General features: G+C 59.1%; 22 protein-coding genes and 3 tRNA genes. 9 read left to right on the top strand and 16 right to left on the bottom strand.

Features of this window, described 5'->3' with window-relative positions:
* Positions 1–43 precede the first annotated feature (43 nt).
* A complete protein-coding gene (locus tag ACYZTM_RS02005) occupies positions 44–1,999 on the bottom strand; it encodes an acetoacetate--CoA ligase (protein ID WP_461986713.1) in 1,956 nt (651 codons plus the stop codon).
* A gap of 94 nt (positions 2,000–2,093) precedes the next feature.
* Here ACYZTM_RS02005 and ACYZTM_RS02000 point away from each other — a divergent pair, with 94 nt between their 5' ends.
* Complete coding sequence (locus tag ACYZTM_RS02000) at positions 2,094–3,476, top strand: IS4 family transposase (RefSeq protein WP_461986711.1); 1,383 nt, start codon at positions 2,094–2,096, stop codon at positions 3,474–3,476.
* A gap of 108 nt (positions 3,477–3,584) precedes the next feature.
* Here the strand turns inward: ACYZTM_RS02000 and ACYZTM_RS01995 are convergent, their stop codons facing one another.
* The 10 genes from ACYZTM_RS01995 to ACYZTM_RS01950 all read right to left on the bottom strand — a co-directional run bounded on the left by ACYZTM_RS01995 (position 3,585) and on the right by ACYZTM_RS01950 (position 15,965).
* A complete protein-coding gene (locus tag ACYZTM_RS01995) occupies positions 3,585–4,370 on the bottom strand; it encodes a 3-hydroxybutyrate dehydrogenase (RefSeq protein ID WP_461986709.1) in 786 nt (261 codons plus the stop codon).
* Between the two features lie 7 nt (positions 4,371–4,377).
* Positions 4,378–5,769 (bottom strand): GntP family permease, encoded by a 1,392-nt coding sequence (locus ACYZTM_RS01990; RefSeq protein WP_461986707.1) that lies wholly within the window; start codon positions 5,767–5,769, stop codon positions 4,378–4,380.
* Between the two features lie 297 nt (positions 5,770–6,066).
* Positions 6,067–7,482, bottom strand: a complete 1,416-nt coding sequence (locus ACYZTM_RS01985) for a sigma-54 interaction domain-containing protein (RefSeq protein WP_461986705.1) — start codon at positions 7,480–7,482, stop codon at positions 6,067–6,069.
* A gap of 169 nt (positions 7,483–7,651) precedes the next feature.
* On the bottom strand, positions 7,652–9,226 hold the full coding sequence (locus ACYZTM_RS01980) for an ABC transporter ATP-binding protein (RefSeq protein WP_461986703.1): 1,575 nt from the start codon (positions 9,224–9,226) through the stop codon (positions 7,652–7,654).
* 27 nt (positions 9,227–9,253) lie between these two features.
* On the bottom strand, positions 9,254–10,276 hold the full coding sequence (locus tag ACYZTM_RS01975) for an ABC transporter permease (RefSeq protein ID WP_131058723.1): 1,023 nt from the start codon (positions 10,274–10,276) through the stop codon (positions 9,254–9,256).
* The gene (locus ACYZTM_RS01970) at positions 10,276–11,337 is read right to left on the bottom strand and encodes a microcin C ABC transporter permease YejB (RefSeq protein WP_131058722.1); all 1,062 of its coding nucleotides are present in this window, start codon (positions 11,335–11,337) and stop codon (positions 10,276–10,278) included. The genes ACYZTM_RS01975 and ACYZTM_RS01970 overlap by 1 nt, the downstream gene beginning before the upstream one ends.
* The gene (locus ACYZTM_RS01965; RefSeq protein WP_461986700.1) at positions 11,337–13,205 is read right to left on the bottom strand and encodes an extracellular solute-binding protein; all 1,869 of its coding nucleotides are present in this window, start codon (positions 13,203–13,205) and stop codon (positions 11,337–11,339) included. The genes ACYZTM_RS01970 and ACYZTM_RS01965 overlap by 1 nt, the downstream gene beginning before the upstream one ends.
* 135 nt (positions 13,206–13,340) lie before the next feature.
* Positions 13,341–13,622, bottom strand: coding sequence for a peptidylprolyl isomerase (locus ACYZTM_RS01960; RefSeq protein ID WP_131058720.1), 282 nt, complete (start codon positions 13,620–13,622; stop codon positions 13,341–13,343).
* Positions 13,623–13,705: 83 nt separating this feature from the next.
* Complete coding sequence (locus tag ACYZTM_RS01955; RefSeq protein WP_131058719.1) at positions 13,706–14,587, bottom strand: lipase family alpha/beta hydrolase; 882 nt, start codon at positions 14,585–14,587, stop codon at positions 13,706–13,708.
* 289 nt (positions 14,588–14,876) lie between these two features.
* Entirely contained in the window at positions 14,877–15,965 is a 1,089-nt protein-coding gene (locus ACYZTM_RS01950) for a 3-deoxy-7-phosphoheptulonate synthase (RefSeq protein WP_131058718.1), read from the bottom strand.
* Between the two features lie 626 nt (positions 15,966–16,591).
* Between ACYZTM_RS01950 and ACYZTM_RS01945 the strand changes: the two genes are divergently transcribed.
* From ACYZTM_RS01945 to ACYZTM_RS01910, 8 genes are all read left to right on the top strand, one after another.
* Complete coding sequence (locus ACYZTM_RS01945; protein ID WP_461986697.1) at positions 16,592–17,350, top strand: carbon-nitrogen hydrolase family protein; 759 nt, start codon at positions 16,592–16,594, stop codon at positions 17,348–17,350.
* Positions 17,350–17,793 carry a GNAT family N-acetyltransferase gene (locus tag ACYZTM_RS01940; RefSeq protein ID WP_131058716.1) on the top strand — a complete coding sequence of 148 codons (444 nt, stop codon included), beginning with the start codon at positions 17,350–17,352 and terminating at the stop codon, positions 17,791–17,793. Before ACYZTM_RS01945 ends, ACYZTM_RS01940 begins: the two co-directional genes overlap by 1 nt.
* Positions 17,794–17,920: 127 nt before the next feature.
* Complete coding sequence (gene gacA / locus ACYZTM_RS01935) at positions 17,921–18,562, top strand: response regulator transcription factor GacA (protein ID WP_008015884.1); 642 nt, start codon at positions 17,921–17,923, stop codon at positions 18,560–18,562.
* A gap of 2 nt (positions 18,563–18,564) precedes the next feature.
* Positions 18,565–20,388 carry an excinuclease ABC subunit UvrC gene (gene uvrC / locus ACYZTM_RS01930; protein WP_131058715.1) on the top strand — a complete coding sequence of 608 codons (1,824 nt, stop codon included), beginning with the start codon at positions 18,565–18,567 and terminating at the stop codon, positions 20,386–20,388.
* 32 nt (positions 20,389–20,420) lie between these two features.
* Entirely contained in the window at positions 20,421–20,981 is a 561-nt protein-coding gene (gene pgsA / locus ACYZTM_RS01925) for a CDP-diacylglycerol--glycerol-3-phosphate 3-phosphatidyltransferase (RefSeq protein ID WP_109632018.1), read from the top strand.
* Positions 20,982–21,044: 63 nt separating this feature from the next.
* Positions 21,045–21,120, top strand: a tRNA-Gly gene (locus ACYZTM_RS01920).
* A gap of 46 nt (positions 21,121–21,166) precedes the next feature.
* Positions 21,167–21,240: transfer RNA gene (locus tag ACYZTM_RS01915), tRNA-Cys, on the top strand.
* 161 nt (positions 21,241–21,401) lie between these two features.
* Positions 21,402–21,488: transfer RNA gene (locus ACYZTM_RS01910), tRNA-Leu, on the top strand.
* Positions 21,489–21,570: 82 nt separating this feature from the next.
* On the opposite strand, the gene ACYZTM_RS01905 is transcribed toward ACYZTM_RS01910, so the two are convergent.
* The 5 genes from ACYZTM_RS01905 to ACYZTM_RS01885 all read right to left on the bottom strand — a co-directional run bounded on the left by ACYZTM_RS01905 (position 21,571) and on the right by ACYZTM_RS01885 (position 23,977).
* A complete protein-coding gene (locus ACYZTM_RS01905) occupies positions 21,571–22,602 on the bottom strand; it encodes a site-specific integrase (RefSeq protein WP_461986694.1) in 1,032 nt (343 codons plus the stop codon).
* Position 22,603: 1 nt separating this feature from the next.
* Positions 22,604–22,810 carry a DUF4224 domain-containing protein gene (locus ACYZTM_RS01900; RefSeq protein ID WP_461986692.1) on the bottom strand — a complete coding sequence of 69 codons (207 nt, stop codon included), beginning with the start codon at positions 22,808–22,810 and terminating at the stop codon, positions 22,604–22,606.
* Between the two features lie 36 nt (positions 22,811–22,846).
* The gene (locus ACYZTM_RS01895; RefSeq protein ID WP_461986690.1) at positions 22,847–23,341 is read right to left on the bottom strand and encodes a hypothetical protein; all 495 of its coding nucleotides are present in this window, start codon (positions 23,339–23,341) and stop codon (positions 22,847–22,849) included.
* 160 nt (positions 23,342–23,501) lie between these two features.
* The gene (locus ACYZTM_RS01890) at positions 23,502–23,651 is read right to left on the bottom strand and encodes a hypothetical protein (protein ID WP_461986688.1); all 150 of its coding nucleotides are present in this window, start codon (positions 23,649–23,651) and stop codon (positions 23,502–23,504) included.
* On the bottom strand, positions 23,648–23,977 hold the full coding sequence (locus ACYZTM_RS01885) for a hypothetical protein (protein ID WP_461986686.1): 330 nt from the start codon (positions 23,975–23,977) through the stop codon (positions 23,648–23,650). Before ACYZTM_RS01885 ends, ACYZTM_RS01890 begins: the two co-directional genes overlap by 4 nt.
* Positions 23,978–24,029 lie beyond the last annotated feature (52 nt).

The raw sequence follows: 24,029 nt of genomic DNA, 5'->3' as shown, positions 1-24,029 counted from the left end.
CTACCGCTATCGCGAGCAAGCTCGCTCCCACAGGAGATTTTCTTCAGTCGTTGAGTTCGGGGCGGTTTCTGAATTGTTCCAGCGCCTCGGGATTGGCCAGCGCATCGGTGTTCTTCACCTTCTGCCCATGCACTGCATTGCGCACGGCCAGCTCAACCACCTTGCCGCTGAGGGTCCGCGGAATATCGCTCACCGCGACAATCTTCGCCGGTACATGCCGGGGCGTGGTGTTGGCGCGGATGACCTGGCGAATCTGCTGCTGCAATGCCTCATCCAGTTCGACGCCGTCGCGCAACTTCACGAACAGCACCACCCGCACGTCATCCTGCCATTGCTGACCAATGGCCACGCTGTCCACCACCTGCTGCACCTTTTCCACCTGACGATAGATTTCCGCCGTGCCGATGCGCACGCCGCCGGGGTTGAGCACTGCGTCCGAGCGGCCGTGGATCATCATCGCGCCGTGGGGCAGTTGTTCGGCGTAATCGCCCTGGGCCCACACGCCGGGGAACTGACTGAAATACGCGGCGCGCAGCGTTTCCTGCTGAGGGTCGTTCCAGAAACCTATCGGCATCGCCGGGAAGTGCCGGGTACAGACCAGCTCACCTTTCTCGCCCACCACCGGTTTACCGTCGTCGTTCCAGACTTCGACCGCCATGCCCAGGCTCTTGCCCTGGATTTCGCCACGGCGCACGGGTTCAAACGGGTTGCTGTTCACAAAGCACGAAACGATGTCGGTACCGCCAGACATCGAGGCCAGGCACAAGTCGCTCTTGAAGTCGCGATAAACGTAATCGTAACTTTGCGGCGACAACGCGGAACCGGTGCAGAGCAGGGTTTTCAGGCTGCTCAGGTCATGGCTCTCGCACGGTTTGATGCCGTTGGTTTCCAGGGTCGCGAGGAATTTGGGGCTGGTGCCGAAGACGCTGATGCGTTCATCGTCGATCAGGTCGATCAAGCGTTCGGGGGCTGGATGGAATGGCGAGCCGTCGTACATTACTACCGCGCTGCCCACGGCCAGGGCCGAGACCAGCCAGTTCCACATCATCCAGCCGCAGGTGGTGTAGTAGAACAACCGGTCGCCGGGGCCGAGATCGCAATGCAGTCCGTGTTCCTTGACGTGTTGCAGCAGCACGCCGCCGGTGCTGTGGATGATGCATTTCGGCACGCCGGTAGTGCCGCTGGAATAGAGAATGTACAGCGGATGGGCGAAAGGCACCGGGACAAAGTCCGGCTCGCCGCCGACATCGTAGAAATCATCCCAGAGCGTCACGTTGGCCCGGGTGTGGAAATGTTCGATGTGCGCCTGTGGCCGGGCATACGGCACCACGATCAACTGTTGCAAGGACGGCAGGCGTTCAAGGATTTCATTGACCTTGGCGGTCTGGTCGATGTCCTTGCCGGCATAACGGTAGCCGGCGCAGGTGATGAGCACTTTCGGTTCGATTTGGCCGAAGCGGTCGATCACGCCCTGGGTGCCGAAGTCCGGTGACGAACAGGACCAGATCGCCCCCAGGCTGGTGGTGCCGAGCATGGCCACCAGGGTTTGCCAGGTGTTGGGCATGCACGCGGCGACGCGGTCGCCGAGGCCGACTCCGGCGGCGATCAAACTGTGTTGGAAACCGGCAACATGCTCAGCCAGTTCAGCCCAGGTCAAGTGTTCACGCTGGCCGTTCTCGCCAATGGAAATGACCGCGATGGCATCGTCGCGACGGCGCAGCAGGTGTTCGGCGAAGTTCAGGGTGGCGCCAGGGAACCACTGGGCGCTGGGCATGTGCGGGCCTTCCACCAGCACTGCGTCCGGTTGATTGTGGAAGCGGATGTCGAAGCAATCGACGATTGCCTGCCAGAAAGCTTCGCGCTGATCGATGGACCACTGGTGCAGCGCGGGGTAGTCGTCGAGGTGGATGTTGTGCCGCTCGATGATGAAGCGCCGGAAAGCCTCCATGCGGGTTTTGTTGATGCGATTGGCGCTGGGTTGCCAGAGGATGTCGGACATGGCTTGCCTCTCTCGTTCCCACGCTCCGCGCTCATCGTTCTACATAACTCTGTTTTCAAGTATTTTTGAAACTCGGAGAAATGGAGAGCGATGATTGAATTGGGCACAGGACGAAATGAAAACCGCCGACTTGGGTGATGGCCGTTTAAATGCCAGGCTCGCCAGCTTTTTAGGACGCCTAGCCGATCATCCCGGCAACAGCATCCCAACTGCTTGTCGAGGGCTGGCAGAAACGACGGCGGCTTATCGATTTCTTGATAATGAGAAAGTCACGTTCCAGAAGGTGTTGCGGCCCCATCAGGACGCGACCCTGCAACGGATGCAAAGCAGTCCCGTGGTGCTGTTGGCGCAAGACACGACCGAGATGGACAAATGGGTCAATCTCGGTCCCAAAGGGATGGGCACGATCAAGGCGCAGAAGAAGTTTTCTCGACGTCTGCACCCAACTATTGCCTTTACCCCCGAACGTATTTGTCTGGGCGTCGTCGATGCTCAGTGGTGGAGCCGCGATAAACCAAGCCCCCGCCATGAGCGCCGAGATAAAGGGATTGATGAGAAAGAGAGTCAGCGCTGGATTGACAGTTATCAAACCAGTTGCGCGATTCAGGGGCAGCTACCGCAGACCTTGGTGGTCAACCTCGCCGATGCTGAGGGTGATCTGTACGAATGGTTTATTGATTATCAGCAATTCGCTCCAGACACGCAGGCCCAATGGATCGTGCGGGCGGCTCAAGACAGGCGCTTGTCAGGGCCTGACAACGGGAAGTTGTGGTCGGTACTGGATCAGGCACCCTCTTTGGGAACACTCAAGGTTGAAGTCAAAGCGCGCGTCCAACGCCCCGCCCGGCTGGCTGATGTCACATTGCGCGCAGCAACCGTGACCCTGCGCGCCCCCGACAGGTCGGGTTATAAATTGCCCAGTGTCTCGATCAATGCTGTTTTGGCCCGTGAAGAAAACGCCATAGACGGCGTTGAGCCTCTGGAGTGGATGCTGTTGACCAGTCTACCGGTCACCCGCCTGGAACAGGCGAGCACCGTGGTTGAATGGTACGGGGTACGCTGGTCTATCGAAGTGTTTTTCAATGTGCTGAAGAATGGCTGTCAGGTCAGTCGATTGCAGCTGGAAACCGAGGAACGGTTGTTACCCTGCATTGGTTTGTACTTGATCACGACATGGCGCGTGCTTTACGGCCTGATGCTGGGACGTGCTTGTCCGGATTTAAGCTGCGAGATGGTGTTTGAGGCTTCGGAGTGGAAAGCGGCCTATATCGTGGTCAAACGGTGTCAACCGCCCTCTGCACCTCCTTCTTTGGGCGAGATGGTTTTACTGGTCACAAGCCTGGGAGGTTACTTAGGGCGCAAAAATGACGGACCTCCCGGTCCTAAAGCCATGTGGATAGGGATGCAACGAATACGTGAGTTTGTTATCGCATTAGAAGCCCAGCGTGCGCTCATCGAGAGTTGTGTAGAACGATGAGCGCTCCGCGTGGGAATGCCTCAACGGACGCTCCGCGTTCGGCTCTTGGGACGCGGAGCGTCCTGGGGCTGCATTCCCACGCGGAGCGTGGGAACGATCATCTGTGGGTTACTGCGCCAACCACCCACCATCAATATTCCACGCCGCGCCACGCACCTGGCTACCGGCCTCACTGCACAAGAACAACACCAGTTCACCCAATTGCGGCGGTGTGACGAACTCAAGCGACGGCTGCTTTTCGGCCAGCAAATCATGCTGCGCCTGTTGCGGCTCGACCCCGGTGGCGATGCGATCATCAATCTGCTTCTGCACCAGCGGCGTCAACACCCAACCCGGACAAATGGCGTTGCAGGTGACGTTCGTCGTTGCCGTTTCCAGCCCGACCACCTTGGTCAAGCCGATCACACCATGCTTGGCCGCGACGTACGCGGCTTTACCCACAGAACCCACCTGGCCGTGCACCGAGGCGATGTTGATGATCCGCCCCCAGCCTTTGGCGCGCATGCCTGGCAGGCTCAAGCGGGTACTGTGGAACACCGACGACAAGTTGATCGCAATGATCGAATCCCAGCGCTCCAACGGAAACTCTTCCACCGGCGCCACGTGCTGGATGCCGGCGTTGTTCACCAGAATATCGACGCCACCGAACTCACGCTCGGCATAGGCGATCATGTCGGCGATCTGTGCCGGGTCGCTGACGTCGGCCGGATGATGGCCGACCTTGCCACCGCTTTTTTTACTGACCTGCTCAACCTCGGCGATCACCTTGGAAGCATCGCCGAAACCGTTGAGGATTAGATTGGCGCCAGCCTTGGCCAGGCTGAGGGCTATCCCCAGGCCAATGCCGCTGGTGGAACCGGTGACCAGTGCAGTCTTGCCCGAAAGAGTCGTCATGAATACCTCACACAATGCCAGTGGCGTAGAAAGTACCGATCACCACAAAGACCGCCAGGGTCTTGATCAGCGTAATACAAAAAATGTCTTTATAGGCTTCGCGGTGGGTCAGGCCGGTGACCGCCAGCAAGGTAATCACTGCGCCGTTGTGCGGCAGGGTGTCCATGCCGCCACTGGCCATCGCAGCCACCCGGTGCAGCACTTCCAGCGGGATGTCGGCGGCATGGGCCGCGGCGATGAAGTCATTGGCCATGGCCGCCAGCGCAATGCTCATGCCGCCCGACGCCGAACCGGTGATGCCGGCCAGCAGGGTCACGGTTATCGCTTCGTTGACCAGCGGATTGGGAATGCTCTTGAGCCAGTCGGCCAGCACCAGGAAGCCCGGTAGCGAGGCAATCACTGCACCAAAACCGTATTCAGAAGCGGTGTTCATCGCCGCCAGCAACGAACCGCCGACCGCACTGCGACTGCCTTCGGCCAGCTTGCCGCGAATCGCCTGGAAGCCGAACACCAGCACCATGATGATGCCCACCAGCAGGGCGGCCTGCACCGCCCAGATCGCCGTGAGCTTGGCGATTTCGGTGGTGACCGGTGCGGTCATGCCCGGCAGCGCAAGGCTGTGGGTCTTGCCGTACCACTGCGGAATCCACTGGGTAAACAGCAGGTTCATGATGCCCACCGCCAGCAGCGGCGACAGGGCGATCCACGGATTTGGCAGTTTGATGTCGGCAGCGGTTTGCGGCTCGTTGCGCAGATCGGTGCCATACCCTTCACCGGCGTGCTGCGCCTTGTTGCGCTGGCGCTGGAGAAACAGCATGCCGGCGCAGACCACGAAGATCGAGCCGATCAAGCCCAGCCAAGGCGCGGCCCAGGCGGTGGTGTTGAAGAAGGTACTGGGGATGATGTTCTGGATTTGCGGGGTGCCAGGCAGGGCGTCCATGGTGAACGAGAATGCGCCGAGGGCGATGGTCGCCGGGATGAGTCGCTTGGGAATATTACTCTGGCGGAACATTTCAGCAGCAAACGGGTAGACCGCGAACACCACCACGAACAGCGACACGCCGCCGTAAGTCAGCAGGGCGCAGACCAGTACGATCACCAGCATCGCCTGACTCGTGCCGAGGAGGCGAATCGCCGCTGCGACGATGGAGCGCGAAAAGCCCGACAGCTCGATCAGCTTGCCGAACACTGCACCGAGCAGGAACACCGGGAAATACAGTTTGATGAAGCCGACCATTTTTTCCATGAACACCCCGGTGAAGGCAGGGGCGACGGCGGAAGGGTCGGTGAACAAGACGGCGCCAAGGGCGGCAATCGGGGCGAAGAGAATAACGCTGTAGCCACGGTAAGCAGCCAGCATCAGCAGCGCGAGGGCTGCCAAGGCAATGATCACACTCATGGTGTGTCTCCTGGATTGTTATTTTTGTAGGGTGGATCTTTTGTGGGAGAGGGCTTTAGCGAGATTCGTGCCAAGCGTGCAACATGTTGAAATATAAGAATATTTGTTTATTGAAGAGGCAATTTTGAATTATTTGTCTCTGTTTTGAGACTCTTGAGACTGTCCGGATGCCTTCGCGGGCAAGCCTCGCTCCTACAGGTTTTGTGGTTGCCGCTGTATTTCGGCCCGACGCAAACCCTGTAGGAGCGAGGCTTGCCCGCGAAGAGGTCGTATCTACCAACAGAGATTTATGTCTCTTTATGGAGACTCAACAATCCCCAACGCCACCATCTTCTTATACAAAGTAGACCGCCCCAGCCCCAACCGCGCCGCCGCTTCAATCACCTTGCCCCCGCATTGCGCCAGGGCCGATTCAATCAACTGTCGGTCAAACCGCTCCCGCGCCTCACTGAACGTCTCATGCGCAACCGCCTCGATCACCCTCGGCGCCACACGCTCCACCGGCGTAAATGTACCAATCGCCGCGCGGATTTCTCCGGCATTCAACACCTGGTCATCACTGAGCAGCGCCGCGCGTTCCAGTACATTGCGCAGTTCGCGGATATTCCCCGGCCAGGCGTGCTGCCCCAGCAGCTCCAAGGCTTCGGTGTTCAGCTCATGCTGACTGCGCAGTTCCTCAAGGATTGCTTCACTGAGCGCCGGCAAGTCGTCGAGACGATCGCGCAGGGGCGGCACGTTGATGGGCAGGACGTTGAGGCGGTAATACAAATCGGCGCGAAATTCGCCGCGCTTGATCGCCGCTTCCAGATCCGTGGAGGTGGCCGCGATCACTCGTACATCGCTCTGGATCACTTCATTGGAACCTACCGGCTCGAACTCCTTTTCCTGCAACACGCGCAGCAACTTGCTTTGCAGCGGCAGCGGCATGTCGCCGATTTCATCGAGAAACAGCGTGCCGCCCTGAGCGATCTGCAACTTGCCGGCCCGGCCCTTGCGATCGGCGCCGGTAAACGCGCCGGGCGCGGTGCCGAAGAATTCGGCTTCCAGCAACGCCTCGGGAATCGCCGCGCTGTTGATGCTGACGAACGCTTTGCGCGCGCGCGGCGAAGCGCCGTGGATCGCCTGGGCCAGCAACTCCTTGCCGGTGCCGGTTTCGCCGAGCAACAGCACCGGTGACTCGGCACTGGCACTGCGCCGGGCGCGGCGTTTGACTTCCAGGCTGGCGGCGCTGGTCCCGATGAAGTGGGCGAAGTTGTACTTGGTCTGCCGCGCCCGCAGCAACGAGCGGGTCGAGGCCAGTTCTTCCTGCATGCTCAGGTAGCGTTTAAGCATTGGCGACAGGCTGTGCAATTCGTCGAACAGCGCAAAACCAATGGCGCCGATTACGGCACCCGCATCGTCGTGGATTGGCAGGCGCATCACCACCAGCGGTTCTTTGGGTGTGTCTTGCATGTCCAGCAGGATCGGCCGGCCCGTGCGCACGACTTCGCGTAACAGGCTGCCCGGGATCACGCTTTCGCAGGCCTTGCCGATGGCCACTTCGGCTGACTCCAGGCCGAATCGCCGGGCATAGCGCTCGTTCATCCAGACGATGTTCGCATCGCGGTCGACAATCACCGTGCCCTCGCTGGACTGCTCGATGATCTCGAACAGCGAACGGATCGCCAGCAGGCGAACGCGCTGGTAATCCTTGAGGCTTTCGATGGTGTTCATAGGGGCATGTCCAGAATATGTGTTGTCTTGGCGGGCCTCTTCGCGGGCAAGCCTTGCTCCTACAGGGTTTGTGTCGAGCCACACATTCAACGGTAACCACAAAACCTGTAGGAGCGAGGCTTGCCCGCGAAGGCCGCGACGCGGTCATATTGCACGACGCAGATTATGCCTACCGCGGATGCGCCGCAGCCAACAGCTCTTTGGTATACGGATGCTGCGGCGAATCGAACACGTCATGGCTGGCGCCGCTTTCCACCACTTTGCCGTCCTTGATCACGATCATGTCGTGGGCCAGGGCGCGCACCACCGCCAGGTCATGGCTGATGAACAGGTAGGTCAGGCCATGTTTTTCCTGAAGCTGGCGGAGCAGGGCGACCACTTGTTTTTGCACCGTGCGATCCAGCGCCGAGGTCGGTTCGTCCAGCAGGATCAGTGCCGGTTTCAGCACCAGCGCCCGGGCGATGGCGATGCGTTGCCGTTGGCCGCCGGAGAATTCGTGGGGATAGCGATCACGGCTTTGCGGGTCGAGGCCGACTTCTTCCAGCGCGCGAATCACTTCGGCCTTGCACTCTTGCGCCGTCAACTGGCTATGCACTTCAAGCCCTTCGCTGATGATCTGCGCCACGGACATTCGCGGGCTGAGGCTGCCGAAGGGATCCTGGAACACCACCTGCATCTTCTTGCGCCATGGCCGCAGCTGCTTTTGCGTCAGCCCGTCCAGCGCCTCGCCCTGAAAGCGAATGCTGCCTTCGGAATCGAGCAAGCGCAGGATCGCCTGGCCCAGGGTCGACTTGCCCGAGCCGGACTCGCCAACGATACCCAGGGTTTTACCGCGCTGAATGTTGAGGCTGATGCCATCCACCGCTTTCAGGTAAGTCTTGCGCTGGAACAACCCGCCACTGAGGGCAAACTGCACGCTCAAATTGTCCACTTCCAGCACGTTCTCGCGCTCATCCCGAGGCAGGGCTTCGCCTTCCGGTTCGGCGTTCAGCAGCACACAGCTGTAGGGGTGTTTCGGCTCGGTGAAGATCGTCTCGCACGTGGCCTCTTCGACGATTTCCCCGGCCTTCATCACGCACACGCGCTGGGCGATGCTGCGTACCAGATTGAGGTCGTGGCTGATCAACAGCAGCGACATGCCGAGCCGCTGTTGCAGGGACTTGAGCAGAATCAGGATTTTGCGCTGCACCGTCACGTCCAGCGCGGTGGTGGGTTCGTCGGCGATCAGCAACTGCGGCTCGCAAGCCAGGGCCATGGCGATCATCACCCGTTGCCGCTGGCCACCGGACAGTTGATGGGGATAGGCCTTGAGCCGCTCTTTAGGCTTCTGGATACCCACCAGTTGCAGCAACTCCAGAATCCGCGCCTGGGCCATTTTGCCCGTCAGGCCCTTGTGCACCAGCAGGGTTTCGCCGATCTGTTTTTCGATGCTGTGCAACGGATTGAGCGAGGTCATCGGTTCCTGAAAGATCATCGCGATCCGGTTGCCGCGCAACTCACGCAACACCTGGGGCGGGGCGCCGAGCAGTTCCTTGCCGCGATAGCGAATGCTGCCAGTGGTCTGGGTGCCGGTCTCGGGCAGCAGTTGCAGGATCGAGTGCGCCGTCACCGATTTGCCGGAGCCCGATTCACCCACCAACGCCAGGCATTCGCCGGGACGGATGTCCAGGCACAGGTTGCGTACCACCGTCTGGCCATTGAAGGCCACGCTGAGGTCACGGATTTCGATCAGGTTGTTACTCATATCAACATTCCGCGTCAGGATCGGGGTTCAAGACCGAGGGTCGAAGGCATCGCGCAACGCCTCGCCGATAAACACCAATAAGGAAAGAATCAGCGCCAGGGTGAAAAACGCAGTCAACCCCAGCCACGGCGCTTGCAGGTTCTGCTTGCCTTGCCCGATCAACTCGCCCAGCGATGCGCTGCCAGCCGGCATGCCGAAGCCGAGGAAATCCAGGGCCGTCAGGGTGGAGATGGCCCCGGTGAGAATGAACGGCAGGTAGCTCAAGGTCGCGTTCATAGCGTTGGGCAGGATATGCCGGACAATCACTTTTCGATCCGTGAGACCCAGCGCACGGGCGGCCTTGACGTATTCCAGGTTGCGCCCACGCAGGAACTCGGCGCGCACCACGTCGACCAGCGCCAACCAGGAAAACAGCGCCATGATCCCCAGCAGCCACCAGAAATTCGGCTCGACAAAACCCGACAGAATGATCAACAGGTACAGCACCGGGAGCCCGGACCAGACCTCCAGCAAACGTTGACCGATCAGGTCGACCCAGCCGCCGTAATAGCCTTGCAGCGCCCCGGCGGCGATCCCGATCAACGCACTGACAAAGGTCAGCATCAACGCAAACAGGATCGACACCCGCGCACCGAAAATCACCCGGGCCATGACGTCCCGGGACTGATCGTCGGTGCCCAGCCAGTTAACACTTGAGGGAGGGCTCGGAGCCGGTTTATTGAGTTCATAGTTGGGCGTGTCATCGCTGAACGGGATCGGCGGGAACAGCATCCAGCCGCCGTCCTTGTTAATCAGCTTCTGCACGTAGTCGCTGCGATAGTCGGCTTGAAACGGCAGTTGCCCGCCGAACTCCTGCTCGGTGTGACGTTTGAACACCGGGAAGTACCATTGGCCCTGATAACTGACCATCAGTGGTTTGTCGTTGGCGATCAACTCGCCGCCCAACGTCAGCAGAAACAGGCCAATGAACAACCACAGCGACCACCAGCCCCGGCGGTTTTTCTTGAAACGCTCAAAGCGGCGACGGCCTAACGGAGAGAGCTTGAACATCAGGCATTCCTCGCGGCGAAGTCGATACGCGGGTCGACCAAGGTGTAGCAGAGGTCACCGATCAGTTTTATCAGCAGTCCGAACAGCGTGAAGATAAACAGCGAGCCGAACACCACCGGGTAGTCCCGCGACACGGCGGCCTCATAACTCATGCGCCCAAGGCCATCGAGGGAGAAAATCACCTCGATCAGCAGCGAGCCGGCGAAGAATACGCTGATGAACGCCTGGGGAATCCCGGACACCACCAGCAGCATCGCATTGCGAAACACGTGACCGTAAAGCACGCGTCGTTCGCTCAAGCCTTTGGCCCGTGCAGTGACCACGTACTGGCGCGTGATCTCATTGAGGAACGAGTTCTTGGTGAGAATCGTCAGGGTGGCGAAACCGCCGATCACCAGCGCCGTCACCGGCAGCACGAGGTGCCAGAAGTAGTCGGCGATCTTGCCCACGGTCGAGAGCGATTCGAAGTTGTCCGAGACCAGCCCGCGCACCGGGAACCAGTTCAGCGAGGTGCCACCGGCAAAGACCACGATCAGGAACATCGCGAACAGGAACGCCGGCATCGCGTAACCGATGATGATCGCGGTGCTGCTCCAGATATCGAAATGGCTGCCATGATGAACGGCCTTGCGGATGCCCAGCGGGATCGAAACCAGGTACGTGATCAGCGTCGCCCAGAGCCCGAGGGAAATGGTCACCGGCATTTTTTCCAGGATCAGGTCGGTGACGGTCGCACCGCGGAAAAAGCTCTTGCCGAAGTCCAGGCGCGCGTAGCTGGTGAGCATCAGCCACAGACGTTCGTGCGCGGGCTTGTCGAAGCCGTATTGCTTTTCGATGTCCTTGATCAATTGCGGGTCGAGGCCGCGACTGGCCCGGGAGGTGCCAGACAGGGTTTCACCGGAGCCGCCGCCGACACTCGCGCCGCCGATACCTTGCAAGTGAGCGATGGCCTGTTCCACCGGACCGCCCGGCGCGGCCTGGACGATGATGAAGTTGACCAGAAGAATGATCACCAGCGTCGGGATGATCAGCAGCAGACGCCGCAGTATATAAGCCCACATCAATGCGGCCCTCTGGGTGTGCCACGGCGGATTTTCTCGGCAGTCATCTGCTGGTTGGTCAGCGGCGTGGTGCTCACTTCCCACCAGCTCTCAATGGCTTCGTCGTTACTGGCCTGCTCGTTGGGCATGCCGAACCGGTTCCACCACACCGTCGAAGTGCCCGGCGGGTAATAGTTGGGAATCCAGTAGTAGTTCCATTGCAGCACCCGGTCCAGCGCGTGGGCGTAACGCAGCATTTCCGGTTGGGTGTTGGCGCGGACCAGCCCGTTGATCAGGGTGTCGACCGCCGGGTTCTTCAGCACCATGTAGTTATTGGCGCCGGGGTCGTTGGCCGAGATCGAGCCAAAGTAGTTGAGTAGCTCGCCACCCGGTGAAGTGGTGACCGGGTAGCCGGTGACGATCATGTCGTAGTCACGGCTCATCAGGCGATTCACGTACTGGGACGAGTCGATGCGGCGAATGTTCAGGTCGATGCCGATCTGCTTCAAGGTGCGCTTATACGGCAGTAGCAATCGGTCCATGCCGTTCTGGCTGACCAGAAAGGTGAAACTCAGCGGCGTGCCTTCAGCGTTGACCAGCTGATCGCCATCGGGTTTCCAGCCCGCCTGCTCAAGCAGGTCCAGCGCTTGCAGCTGTTTGTCGCGAATCAAGCCGCTGCCATCGGTTTTCGGCGCTTCGAAGACTTTGGTGAACACCTCGTCGGGAATCTGCCCGCGCAGCGGTTCGAGGATGGCCAGCTCGCCCGCATCCGGCAGTTGGCGGGCGGCGAGGTCGGTGTTGGAAAAGAAACTCTGCTGGCGGATGTACATGTCTCGCATCATCTGCCGATTGCTCCACTCGAAATCCCAGAGCATCGCCAGGGCCTGGCGCACTCGGCGGTCCTGGAATATCGGGTTTTGCAGATTGAAGACAAAACCCTGGGCCGATTGCGGTGCTTGCGTTGCCAGATGCGCTTTTTGCAGGCGACCGTCGCTTAGGGCCGGGCTCTCGTAGCCGATGGAATAGCCGGTCGCGGAGAATTCGCGGTTGTAGTCGTAGGCGCCGCCACGCAGGACTTGGCGCGCGACGTCGGTATCGCCGAAGTACTCGATGCTGAAGCGATCGAAGTTGTAGAGGCCGCGGCTGACCGGTAAATCCTTGCCCCACCAGGCGGCGTTGCGCTCGAAGGTGATGCTGCGACCGGAATCGACCTTTCCTACCTTGTAAGGACCGCTACCCAGTGGCGCCTCGTAACCACCGCCATTGGCGAAGTCGCGAGTCTTCCACCAGTGCTCCGGAAAGACCGGCAAGGTGGCAATGTCGAGGGGCAGGGTGCGGTTTTCGTTGCTTTTAAAGTCGAACCGAACCGTCAGGGGCGCTTCGACTTCGACGTCTTTGACGTCGGCGAACTGGGTGCGATAGCGCAGGCTGCCCTGGGTCATCAGCAGGTCGAAGGTGTAGCGCACGTCTTGGGCGGTGATCGGTGTGCCGTCGGCGAAACGCGCCTTCGGGTTCAAATAGAAGCGCAGGGACATGCCGTCGTCCGAGCGTTCCATCTTTTGCGCCACCAGGCCGTACACGGTGTAGGGTTCATCCAGCGAACGCTGGGCCAGAGGAGAGTAGAGCAAACCGTCGATTTGCGTGACGCCAATGCCCTTGTCGATGTACGGCAAGATATGGTCGAAATGCCCGATTTCGATGGCCGAGCGACGCATCGTGCCGCCCTTGGGGGCTTGCGGGTTGGCGTAGGTTAAATGACTGAAGCCGGCGGGATACTTCGCCGGTTCGCCGTACACGGTCAACGCATGTTGCGGTGCTGCATTCACACCAGCGGCACTTAATAGCAGGGCCACGGCAGTGAACAACAAAGTAGGGAACGCCAGTCGCATTGTCAGCCTTAGAGCCGGGTGGTCGATAACCGCAATTTGTACGCTAGCGGCGCGTCCCTCGCCAGCCGTATCACGTATCCGAAACACAACGGCCCACCAAAAGGCGGGCCGTCATGCACAAAACCAGGGTGTCGATCAGTCCTGGCGGCTGGTCACTTCCAGCAAGTGATAGCCAAACTGGGTCTTGACCGGGCCTTGCACCACGTTGATCGGTGCGCTGAAGACAACGGCGTCGAACTCCTTGACCATCTGGCCTGGACCGAACGAACCCAGGTCACCGCCCTGGCGGCTGGATGGGCAAGTCGAGTTGTCTTTGGCAACTTGGGCGAAATCAGCGCCGCCTTCGATCTGGGCTTTTAGTTCGTTGCACTTGGCTTCCGAGGCAACCAGGATGTGACGGGCAGTGGCTTTAGCCATGGAAAAATACTCCTTTCAATGTTCAGTAAAGTGCGGAGCCTACCGGATTCAGTGGTCTATTTCTCGTCAAAGTTCCGGACGGATTATAGGCCGGCATTTCTCAGGCGCTCGGCATGCTGCACATACAAGGCAATCGGGTCGATGCCCTTGCCCAGTGGTCCGGCGGTTTGACTGAGGCTGTCCAAATGATCCAGCGGATAGTCGGAACGGATAACTTTGCCTAAATGGGAGCTGTAGCGGCCAACCATGCCGTCATTCTGCTCTGCTTCGGTGGTGAAGTAGCGGGAAAAGGCCTGGAGGAAACCGTGCAGCGGATTGACTGCATTCAGGCCTTTGTCGAGGAGGTCGCCCTGCAATGTCCCACTCCAGGAGTAATAGCGCACGCCGTTAACCAGTTCACGGCCCTTTCCACCCCAGGTCTTCGGCAATCCTTGCGGGAACTTGTCGTTGAAAGCGCCTACACCTTCGGTGGTCAATGCGTTGAGCGCGGCAATGGCGTTCTGCGGCAGGTGCTGGTGACCGCTGAGCAACGACAGAAAGTCGGCAAACAGCGTGGCAATCGTTGCCGCGACGTGCTCCGGCAGGCGTCCGGGCGTCATGGCCTTGCGCAGAAAGTCGGCCAGCTCCGAGCCGTGATTCGGGCCGCTGACCGAAGTTACCGACGCAATGATCTCTGGTGCGATTGCCGCGGCGTAACGTGCCGCGAGAGCACCTTGGCTGTGACCGATCAGGTTGACCTGTTGGGCGCCGGTTCCTTCCAGCACCCGTTCAATCTGTGCCAACAGTTGGTCGCCGCGCACTTCGTTGCTTTGGGTAGCCGAGAGGTGGGGGATAAACACTCTTGCGCCGGCACTTCTGAGGGCCTGCTTGACGTCATGGAAGAGTTCGACTTTGCCAATGCGATCAAAGCCGAAGAGCCCGTGGATCAGCAGGATTGGATACTGAGTGGTTGCATTCCGTAGCATGTTCATTCCTTTTTTGCGGTGGTTCAGAGGTGTGGATATGGGCTCACTCTAAAGCACACCGCCAGCTCGGCGGTGTATGAGGAATCCGCTGTAAGCTGATGAAAAAGGTATAGAGAATGTAGGAAAGTTCGAAAGAGAATGAGGTCCTGTTCGGAATATTTGGACATCTTTTTGTCGTTTGCGGAGCGCATCGTTGCAACGGCCTACTATGCGAACGCCGTTTACCTGTAAACCGATTCACTTTTTTCAAACGCCAGCCCTCGATCGAGGGCTGGAAGGTCGGCAGTGGTTATGCCGGTCGTTGAACGCTGTTCTGTGATCGCAGCCGGTCGGCAGCCTGGCGCAACAGTTGTTCGGTTCCGGTCCAGCCAAGGCAGCCATCTGTTACCGATACGCCGTAGCGCAACGATGGGCTCAAGGGCTGGCAGCCTTCGAACAAATGGCTCTCGATCATCATGCCGATCAGCGATCGATTACCTTGCAGGCGTTGCTCAAGCACATCGTTGAACACGGCCGGCTGTCGTGCCGGGTCTTTGCCGCTGTTGGCGTGGCTGCAGTCGACCATGATCCGGGCCGGGATCTTGAGTCGGGTCAAGTCGCTGTTCACCTGGGCGACGCTGTCGCGATCGTAGTTCGGTCCGCGATGACCGCCGCGCAAAACCAGATGGGTGTCGGGATTGCCCGGGGTTTGAATCACCGCAGGATGCCCTTGGCTGTCGACACCGAAATGGCGATGCGGGTGGGCGGCCGAACGCATGGCGTCGCTGGCGACGGCGACACCGCCATCGGTGCCGTTCTTGAAACCGACCGGCATGCTCAAGCCACTGGCCATTTCCCGGTGAATTTGCGACTCGGTGGTGCGGGCGCCGATGGCGACCCAGCTCAACAGATCGTCGAAGTAGCCCGCCGCCATGGGTTGCAGCAGTTCGGTGGCAATCGGCAAGCCGAGGCGCAGCATTTCGCGCATCAGTTCGCGCGACAGCGTCAAACCGCCGGCCATGTCATCGCTGCCGTCAAGCCGCGGGTCGTAGGCCAGGCCTTTCCAGCCGACCGTGGTGCGGGGTTTTTCGACGTAGGCGCGCATTACCAGCAACATTTCATCGCTGACTTCGGTGGCGAGGCGAGCGAGATTGGCGGCGTATTCGAGGGCGGACTGGGGATCGTGTATCGAGCAAGGGCCGACGATGACCAGCAGACGGGAATCTTCACCGTTGAGGATCGCGCGGACCGCGTCGCGGTGAGCGGCGACTTGCCGGGTCAGGGCATTGTCGAGGGGCAGTTGCTGTTTGAGCTGCAATGAGCTGGGCAGACGCAGGGTCAGCGCTTCATTGGCGGGGCTCAAGGTGGACAGCGGCAGAGCAGAGACGGACGAGTTCATAGTCAGGCTTCCTGGGCTGGCGGCGGGTTCGTTCCCGCGTGCTCGGCCCTACTGGGGTGTTCGACAATTGGCCGGATTGGCTGCGTGTGTGTGCTTGCCACCTGTGGGTGACCGATCGGAGGCGGCAGGCTGTCCCGAGCGGAGGCTGGTAAATCGCCAGGCGGTAAAACTGTCGTAACGGCAATAAGTGGCGTAGTTCATTTTCTGAATCCTCAAGTTGTCTGGTGTGTCGCTAAAAATTGGGGGCTGAAAAAAACAAAACCCCCGGTCGGGAGGCCGACCGGGGGTTGAGAATTCTCTGGTGGCGACCCGTTTAAAGTGGGCGCCGTGTGGGTATCAGGCGCGCCAGTGGCTAAACCAATACCCAAAATAAAAGCTGACCGGAGCACAAACGTCAGTCGCCCGGGCAGCCAAAACCGAGCGCGAGGCGCTGGCGGTACGAAGCTGTGAGAGGGCGTTGAACATGGTCTGTCTCCGATGAATGCGCCGAGCTTACTAGAGGCCGGTGCGCGGTTTCAATCAGAAAATGCTATCGGTCACTGGTGACGTTTTCTATCGCTTGAGTGCGTCAGGGTTTATGACACACTTCGCGTTCCGCTTAACCAGTCACATCACAAGGACGAAACATGACGACACTGACCATCGCCGCTGCTCAATCGATCTCCATTGCGGGTGATCTGGCCGCCAATATCGCCTGGCATCAGCGCTTCATGCAGGTTGCCGCGGAGCAGGGCGTCCAGTTGCTTGTCTTTCCTGAATTGTCGCTGACCGGGTACGAGCGCGGGTTGGCGGCTGAGCTGGCAATTGACCCGAATGACGAGGTGCTGCGACCGCTGCGAGATTTCGCGCGGGAACTGGGCGTGACGAGTGTGGTCGGAATGCCGATTCGTCTGTCGGACGATTCGCCGGTACTGATCGGTGCGTTGGTTCTGGGCGCCGATGGTTCGCTCGGGGTGTACAGCAAGCAGCATCTGCATCCGGGCGAGGAGGTGGCGTTTGCGCCGGGAACGGGTGGTTCGACGTTGAAGATTGGTACTGAAACGATCGCGTTGGCGGTGTGCGCCGATTTTTCTCACGCCAGCCACGCAGCAGCGGCGGCAGAACAGCGCGCCGACCTTTATGCCGCCGGGGTACTGATCACCGAAGACGGCTATGCGCCGGATACTGCCCTCTTGCAAGGTTATGCTTGCACCCATTCGATGGCGGTGCTGATGGCTAACCATGGCGGGGTGACGGGAGGTTGGGAATCGGCTGGGCGCAGTGCAATCTGGGCGGCGGACGGATCGCTTATTTCCGCAGCCCCCGGCACGGGCAAGCTACTGGTCGTTGCTCGCCGGGACGCTGACGGCTGGAACGGGCAAATCGTCAATGTCGCGGAGGCTTGATGGGCTTCGAATTACGTCCGGCAACCGCCCAGGATCTGGATTTCGCTCGCGAGCTGACCTGTCGAACCATGCTCAGCTACTACATTCAGCATGATTTGTTATGGCAGGACGAAGCCTTCGATGTTGCCTGGGCCGGGCGCGAGAACTGGTTGATCGTCCGTGACGATGTCTTGCAGGGCTATGTGAGCCTCAGTCGCGACCCGAGAGCTTTATATATCCGCGAGTTGCACGTGCTCGAAGCGTTTCAGGGGCAGGGTGCCGGTTCCTGGGCGGTCGATCAGGTATTTGCCATGGCGTGCAAGGAGCGGCGTCCGGCGCTACGCCTGACAGTTTTTGAAACGAATCCGGCCAAAGCACTGTACGAGAGAAAAGGGCTGAAGGTGGTCGGTCAAGACGAGTGTTTCCTGAGAATGCAGCGCGATGTCGATGAGCCGCATCGCTGAAACACGCTTGCGACAGGCCTTTCAAGATGTAATGAAACTTTTTATATAGCGCTTGCCGCTAGGTCTGCCAGTCGCTTTTTGCTAAGGTGTCCGGCAACCCAATAAGACCATATCGCGAGGTGTCTGCTTGATTAGGGTGCTAGTAGTCGATGACCATGATCTCGTTCGTACAGGCATTACACGAATGCTGGCTGACATCGATGGCCTGCAAGTAGTCGGCCAGGCTGAGTCGGGGGAGGAATCCCTGCTTAAAGCGCGTGAGTTGAAACCCGATGTGGTGCTGATGGACGTCAAGATGCCCGGGATCGGCGGTCTTGAAGCCACGCGCAAGTTATTGCGCAGTCATCCGGACATCAAAGTCGTCGCGGTCACCGTGTGCGAGGAAGATCCGTTTCCTACGCGGCTGTTGCAGGCCGGTGCCGCGGGTTATCTGACCAAGGGCGCCGGGTTGCCGGAAATGGTCCAGGCAATTCGCCTGGTATTTGCCGGGCAACGCTACATCAGCCCGCAGATTGCACAGCAACTGGCGATCAAATCCTTTCAGCCAACCAACGACTCGCCCTTCGACGCGCTGTCGGAACGCGAGATCCAGATCGCACTGATGATTGTCGGGTGTCAGAAAGTCCAGATCATTTCCGACAAGCTCTGCCTGTCGCCAAAAACGGTCAACACGTACCGTTACCGCATTTTCGAGAAGCTTTCGATCAGCAGTGATGTCGAGCTGACGCTGTTGGCGGTGCGTCACGGCATGGTCGATGCCAGCCTCTGAAAATGACTGAAGTCTTCGATCCAGGCGCTTTTCTGTCGACCGTCAGTGGGCGCCCTGGCGTCTACCGCATGTTCGACAGCGATGCACGCCTGCTGTACGTCGGCAAAGCCAAGAATCTGAAAAAGCGTTTGGCCAGCTACTTCCGCAAAACCGGTCTTGCGCCCAAGACCGCGGCGCTGGTGGGGCGCATCGCGCAGGTCGAAACCACCATCACGGCCAACGAAACGGAAGCTTTGTTACTTGAACAGACGCTGATCAAGGAATGGCGCCCGCCGTATAACATTCTGCTGCGCGACGACAAATCCTACCCATACGTCTTTCTCTCGGATGGGCAGTTTCCTCGCTTGAGCATCCATCGCGGCGCGAAGAAGGCCAAGGGCAAGTATTTCGGTCCGTATCCCAGCGCGGGCGCCATTCGCGAAAGCCTGAGCCTGCTGCAAAAGACCTTTTTTGTTCGCCAGTGCGAAGAGAGCTATTACAAGAATCGTACGCGCCCTTGTCTGCAATACCAGATCAAACGCTGCAAGGCCCCGTGCGTCGGGCTGGTGGAGCCCGAGGTATATGCCGAGGACGTTCGCCACTCGGTCATGTTCCTTGAAGGCCGCAGCAATGCGCTGACGGACGAGTTGTCCGCCGGCATGGAAGAGGCGGCGATCAACCTCGAGTTCGAGCGCGCCGCCGAGTTGCGTGACCAGATATCGTTGCTGCGCCGGGTACAGGACCAGCAAAGCATGGAAGGCGGTACGGGCGATATCGATGTGATCGCCGCGTTCGTCAATCCGGGCGGCGCCTGTGTTCACTTGATCAGCGTGCGCGGTGGGCGGGTGCTGGGTAGCAAGAACTTCTTCCCTCAGGTCGGAATCGACGAAGACGTTTCCGAGGTCATGGCTGCATTTCTTGGTCAGTATTTCATTACCAGTCCCGAGCGCGACCTGCCGAGCGAGCTGATCGTCAACGTGGTTCACGAAGACTTTCCGACCCTGATTACGGCCATTGAAGAGCTGCGCGGTCGCGAGTTGACCATCAGCCATCGAGTACGCGGCACGCGAGCGCGCTGGCAACAACTGGCGGTCACCAATGCCGAGCAGGCGTTGGGCGCGAGGCTGGCCAACCGTCAACACGTCGCCGCACGTTTCGAGGCCCTGGCAGAAGTGTTGAACCTGGACGAGTCGCCGCAGCGTCTTGAGTGCTACGACATCAGCCATTCCAGCGGCGAAGCCACCGTTGCCTCTTGCGTGGTGTTCGGTCCGGAAGGCCCGATCAAGTCCGACTATCGTCGTTACAACATCGAAGGCGTCACTCCGGGCGACGACTATGCGGCCATGCACCAGGCCCTGACCCGACGCTTCAGCAAATTGAAAGACGGGGAGGGCAAGCTGCCGGACATTCTGTTGGTGGACGGCGGCAAGGGGCAGCTGTCGATGGCCCGCGACGTGCTCAATGAACTGGCGGTCCCTGACCTGATTCTGCTGGGCGTGGCCAAGGGCGCGACACGCAAGGCCGGTTTTGAAACCCTGTACCTCAATGACGCAGCCCACGAATTTACGTTGCGTGGCGATTCCCCCGCGCTGCATCTGATTCAACAGATACGCGATGAAGCCCACCGTTTTGCAATTACCGGGCACCGCGCGCGCCGTGGCAAAACCCGGCGCACATCGACGCTTGAGGGCGTTGCGGGCGTCGGACCGACACGTCGGCGCGATTTGTTAAAACATTTTGGTGGATTGCAGGAGCTGTCTCGTGCCAGCATCGAAGAGATCGCCAAAGCACCCGGGATCAGTAAAAAGCTCGCAGAGTTGATTTATGCAAATCTGCACAGCGAGTAGAATGCCACCTCACCTCGTAGCCAGTTGTGCCGATGAATATCCCTAATCTGATTACCGTTCTACGCGTCCTGCTCATCCCGATCTTCATTTTACTGTTCTACCTGCCTTACCAATGGAGCTACCTGGCCTCCGCCTCGGTCTTCGCATTTGCCGCCGCCACTGACTGGCTGGACGGTTATCTGGCCCGTCGTCTGGAACAAAGCACGCCGTTCGGGGCTTTTCTCGATCCCGTGGCGGACAAGCTGATGGTTGCCGTGGCGCTGGTATTGCTGGTGCAAGAGCACGGTAATCTGTGGCTCACATTGCCTGCCGCAGTCATCATCGGTCGCGAGATTGTCGTCTCGGCACTGCGCGAGTGGATGGCCGAACTCGGCGCCCGCGCTCACGTCGCCGTGTCGAACCTGGGTAAATGGAAAACCGCCGCGCAAATGCTCGCGCTGGTGATCCTGCTGGCCAATCCCTCGGACTTCACCTTCTGGGTCTTGATCGGTTACGCCTTGTTGCTGGTGTCTGCCGGCCTGACATTGTGGTCGATGGTCCAATACCTGCGGGCTGCTTGGCCGCATCTGAAGACCGACGTGGAAAAGAAATAAAACTTTTTTGAATCAAAGGGTTGACGGGGCTTCTGGATTCTATAGAATGCGCCACACCAAGACGCGGGAATAGCTCAGTTGGTAGAGCACGACCTTGCCAAGGTCGGGGTCGCGAGTTCGAGTCTCGTTTCCCGCTCCAAGTTTGTACACATTTGATGTTGCGCTACATGACAGCAAATGTTTGAGGCCGAGTAGCAAAATGGTTATGCAGTGGATTGCAAATCCACCTACGCCGGTTCGATTCCGACCTCGGCCTCCACTATAAACAAGCTCCGTAGATCTATGATTTACGGAGCTTTTTTATTTCCGCAGCCTTGCAAGATTTTGTCTTGAAAAGGGTATCTGCGAACTTGCTTCACCGGGACGGGATGTATATATTTCGTCCTCTGTTGCACAAGCAGACAGCTTCACCGCGCTACCGCCCGAATGGCGAAACTGGTAGACGCATGGGACTTAAAATCCCCCGCTCGTAAGGGCGTGCCGGTTCGATTCCGGCTTCGGGCACCATCTAAAATCAAGGGTTTGCGGGCGAAAGCTAATGCAAACCCTTGTTTGTTTCTGGTCCGCTATTTTAGAGTTGGTCCGCAATTCACTTAGTTGGTGAGACTTTCTTGCCCTTGCGGTTGCGGATGTACTGCTCCGTCATAACAACGGTGGTATGCCCAAGTTGATCCTTGGCCTGCATGATGTCGCCACTGGATTCTGCTTTGTCGGTACCGGCCTTTGCGCGCAAATCACGCAATTGGAACTCCGGCTTGGATACTCCTGCGGCCTCCCTGGCCATGTCAAAACGTCTGCGCAACATCGCCACCGTCATCGGTGCGCCATCTTCTGACACGATCAGCCGCGTCGAGCGGACCTTGTGCCCGGACTTTCGGGACATGATTCGATCAATCAAAACCTTCAGCTCACCGGTTACCTCTATTCGCCGCTTGGCCTTTGTTTTTCCCTGAAGCACCCAAATTTGGCCGTCGCGGACATCCCGTTCGTCCATCATTCGAGTGTCGGTCACTCGCTGGCCGGTCAAATAGGCCAGGTCCATGGCGTCTTGAAGGCCGGTATCGGCTTTATCGTGAACGCGCTTGAACAGTTCATCCTCAACGTACGTGTCCCGGCCCGTCTCTTTATTGCCCTTGATGCCAGCGCATGGGTTGGCCAGCGATGTGTAGCCCTTATCCCTGGCGTAGTTCCATATAGCGCTGAGCAGCGCCTTTTCTCGATTTGCTCGGACCGGCGCCGCCTTACGCCAGGTGAGATACTGGCGAACATGTACCGGCTCGATCGTTTCCAGTGGTGCTGGCGGGTCATCGAAGAAAGCGATCAGGTTCTTCAGTTCGCGCTTATTGTCGAGCTGAGTTGCGGCGCCTTTTGTGGGCACGATATCGACCATGTACTTTTCAGCGACGTAGCGAAAGGTGATCACCTTCGCGACCAGGTCGGTCGCGGTACGATCCCGCTCCAGTTTGGCGTACTCCATGATTGCCAGTCCATAGTCGCTGCCCAGCGGAATCTCTTTGCGGTCCTTTCCGCCAGTGTCGTAGTAGTAGAAAACCCGGCCACTGGCTTTCTTGCGCTCTCGCAGCCGGGCTATAGAGCCGGGTTTACTTGGTCGTCTTCCCATTTCAGCTTGCCTTGCGTGATTTCCATGCGGTTTTTTCTGGTTCGAACATGCCAACAGCGGTAACGGCCATCACAGTTACGCTTGGCCAACCGTTCATCTTGATGGTGTGCCTGACGCCGTTTTTCTTGAGGTTAAGAATCTGTCCTGCCTTGGTCCGCGCGCCGGTCAGCTCGCAAACCTCCTGGTGCGATAAAAATTGAATGCTCATGAGCTGTTCCATGCCGCGCGTGGCGGCAGAAGGTGGTTAGTGGGTGGCTTTGGCGATGGCTGCGTCGATCTTTTGTACGGTGGTGTGCTGTGCAACCTTTTCATCGGTATCAAACCAGTCGGGCGCGCCAACCTTGAGCGCCGTAGCGATCACTTGGCGTGATTCAATCAGCACTGCGACCAACTCTTCGCACTGGGCACGCTCCTCTCGCCCTATATCCCAGAAGCGCTGACCCCAGTGACCGGACGGCGGCGGGTTCCGGTTCTGCACGCCGAAGGCCATCGCTCCCACGGCCGAATCAAGCAAGTCGCGTTTATAGGCGTTGTCGCCATCGATGCTCAGGCCCTGGCGGCGGAGCGCGTCGAGGGCGTTGTTCAGGTTCGCCTCGGGCGATGGCAGCACCAGGTCGAACTCCGTTTTGCCCGGTCGGCAGGCAATGAGGAACATTTCACAGTCGAGCGGCAGGTGCTGGGCGATATCCGAGATCGCGTCGATAGCGGCCTCGCGGAGTTGGCGTTTTTCGTCAGGCATAGCGATTCCTCGCCCGCCGTTCACCGGCAGGCTGGTAGGTGAAATATGGAAATCAGATGGGAGGTGTGAGGCAGATTTAGTGGATGAACTAAGGTTTGTTTGTCCACTTCGTCAGCTGCATGACACTCACCTTCACCTGAGGCGCTGACGGGGTGGACTCTTACTTGCGGCGCTGGAATTCAGTGCAGCGGACGATCACGGTCTGAGCGTCCCGGGCGAGCGCCGGCATGGTGCTGAAGGGGAGGTGGCTGCAATTGCGGTGGACGTGGACGCAGGTGCGACACATGCCACCTTTGGGTTGGTGGGTCATGGCGCAATCTCCTTCACCCAGTCAGCAAATCCAGCCAGCACCGGCTGGATGTTCTTCTCGTCAGCCCAGCCAGCGAACCCGATGAAGCCGTCGGTGTTGAAGGTGACCGCCTCGCGATTATCGAAGTAGAACGACCGGCACCGAATCTCGGCGTAGCCTTCGCGGATCTTGGCTCGCTGGTGGCAGTTGAAGGTGCCTTTGATTAGGCCGCTATCCTTCATCTGTTTGTTGATCAGCGTCCGAAGCCGCTGTATGTTTTTCTGGGTGATAACCGAGTAGTTGAGGTTTGCGCCGGAGAACAGAGCGCGAGCTTCATTGCTGTTCATCGCCGTGGCCCCGTGTAGATGAGCCAGGCCATGTAAGCGAGGGCGGCGACAG

Source organism: Pseudomonas sp. MDT2-39-1 (assembly GCF_054898085.1).
Note: the sequence above shows the minus strand (reverse complement) of the source record. Positions and strands in the feature narration are given on the sequence as shown.

What these genes read in the sequence shown, in the direction of transcription:
- ACYZTM_RS02005 (WP_461986713.1), bottom strand. Translation starts at nt 1,999, where the DNA reads ATGTCCGACATCCTCTGGCAACCCAGCGCCAATCGCATCAACAAAACC.
- ACYZTM_RS01995 (WP_461986709.1), bottom strand. Translation starts at nt 4,370, where the DNA reads ATGACGACTCTTTCGGGCAAGACTGCACTGGTCACCGGTTCCACCAGC.
- ACYZTM_RS01990 (WP_461986707.1), bottom strand. Translation starts at nt 5,769, where the DNA reads ATGAGTGTGATCATTGCCTTGGCAGCCCTCGCGCTGCTGATGCTGGCT.
- ACYZTM_RS01985 (WP_461986705.1), bottom strand. Translation starts at nt 7,482, where the DNA reads ATGAACACCATCGAAAGCCTCAAGGATTACCAGCGCGTTCGCCTGCTG.
- ACYZTM_RS01980 (WP_461986703.1), bottom strand. Translation starts at nt 9,226, where the DNA reads ATGAGTAACAACCTGATCGAAATCCGTGACCTCAGCGTGGCCTTCAAT.
- ACYZTM_RS01975 (WP_131058723.1), bottom strand. Translation starts at nt 10,276, where the DNA reads ATGTTCAAGCTCTCTCCGTTAGGCCGTCGCCGCTTTGAGCGTTTCAAG.
- ACYZTM_RS01970 (WP_131058722.1), bottom strand. Translation starts at nt 11,337, where the DNA reads ATGTGGGCTTATATACTGCGGCGTCTGCTGCTGATCATCCCGACGCTG.
- ACYZTM_RS01965 (WP_461986700.1), bottom strand. Translation starts at nt 13,205, where the DNA reads ATGCGACTGGCGTTCCCTACTTTGTTGTTCACTGCCGTGGCCCTGCTA.
- ACYZTM_RS01960 (WP_131058720.1), bottom strand. Translation starts at nt 13,622, where the DNA reads ATGGCTAAAGCCACTGCCCGTCACATCCTGGTTGCCTCGGAAGCCAAG.
- ACYZTM_RS01955 (WP_131058719.1), bottom strand. Translation starts at nt 14,587, where the DNA reads ATGCTACGGAATGCAACCACTCAGTATCCAATCCTGCTGATCCACGGG.
- ACYZTM_RS01950 (WP_131058718.1), bottom strand. Translation starts at nt 15,965, where the DNA reads ATGAACTCGTCCGTCTCTGCTCTGCCGCTGTCCACCTTGAGCCCCGCC.
- ACYZTM_RS01945 (WP_461986697.1), top strand. Translation starts at nt 16,592, where the DNA reads ATGACGACACTGACCATCGCCGCTGCTCAATCGATCTCCATTGCGGGT.
- ACYZTM_RS01940 (WP_131058716.1), top strand. Translation starts at nt 17,350, where the DNA reads ATGGGCTTCGAATTACGTCCGGCAACCGCCCAGGATCTGGATTTCGCT.
- uvrC (WP_131058715.1), top strand. Translation starts at nt 18,565, where the DNA reads ATGACTGAAGTCTTCGATCCAGGCGCTTTTCTGTCGACCGTCAGTGGG.
- pgsA (WP_109632018.1), top strand. Translation starts at nt 20,421, where the DNA reads ATGAATATCCCTAATCTGATTACCGTTCTACGCGTCCTGCTCATCCCG.
- ACYZTM_RS01905 (WP_461986694.1), bottom strand. Translation starts at nt 22,602, where the DNA reads ATGGGAAGACGACCAAGTAAACCCGGCTCTATAGCCCGGCTGCGAGAG.
- ACYZTM_RS01900 (WP_461986692.1), bottom strand. Translation starts at nt 22,810, where the DNA reads ATGAGCATTCAATTTTTATCGCACCAGGAGGTTTGCGAGCTGACCGGC.
- ACYZTM_RS01895 (WP_461986690.1), bottom strand. Translation starts at nt 23,341, where the DNA reads ATGCCTGACGAAAAACGCCAACTCCGCGAGGCCGCTATCGACGCGATC.
- ACYZTM_RS01890 (WP_461986688.1), bottom strand. Translation starts at nt 23,651, where the DNA reads ATGACCCACCAACCCAAAGGTGGCATGTGTCGCACCTGCGTCCACGTC.
- ACYZTM_RS01885 (WP_461986686.1), bottom strand. Translation starts at nt 23,977, where the DNA reads ATGAACAGCAATGAAGCTCGCGCTCTGTTCTCCGGCGCAAACCTCAAC.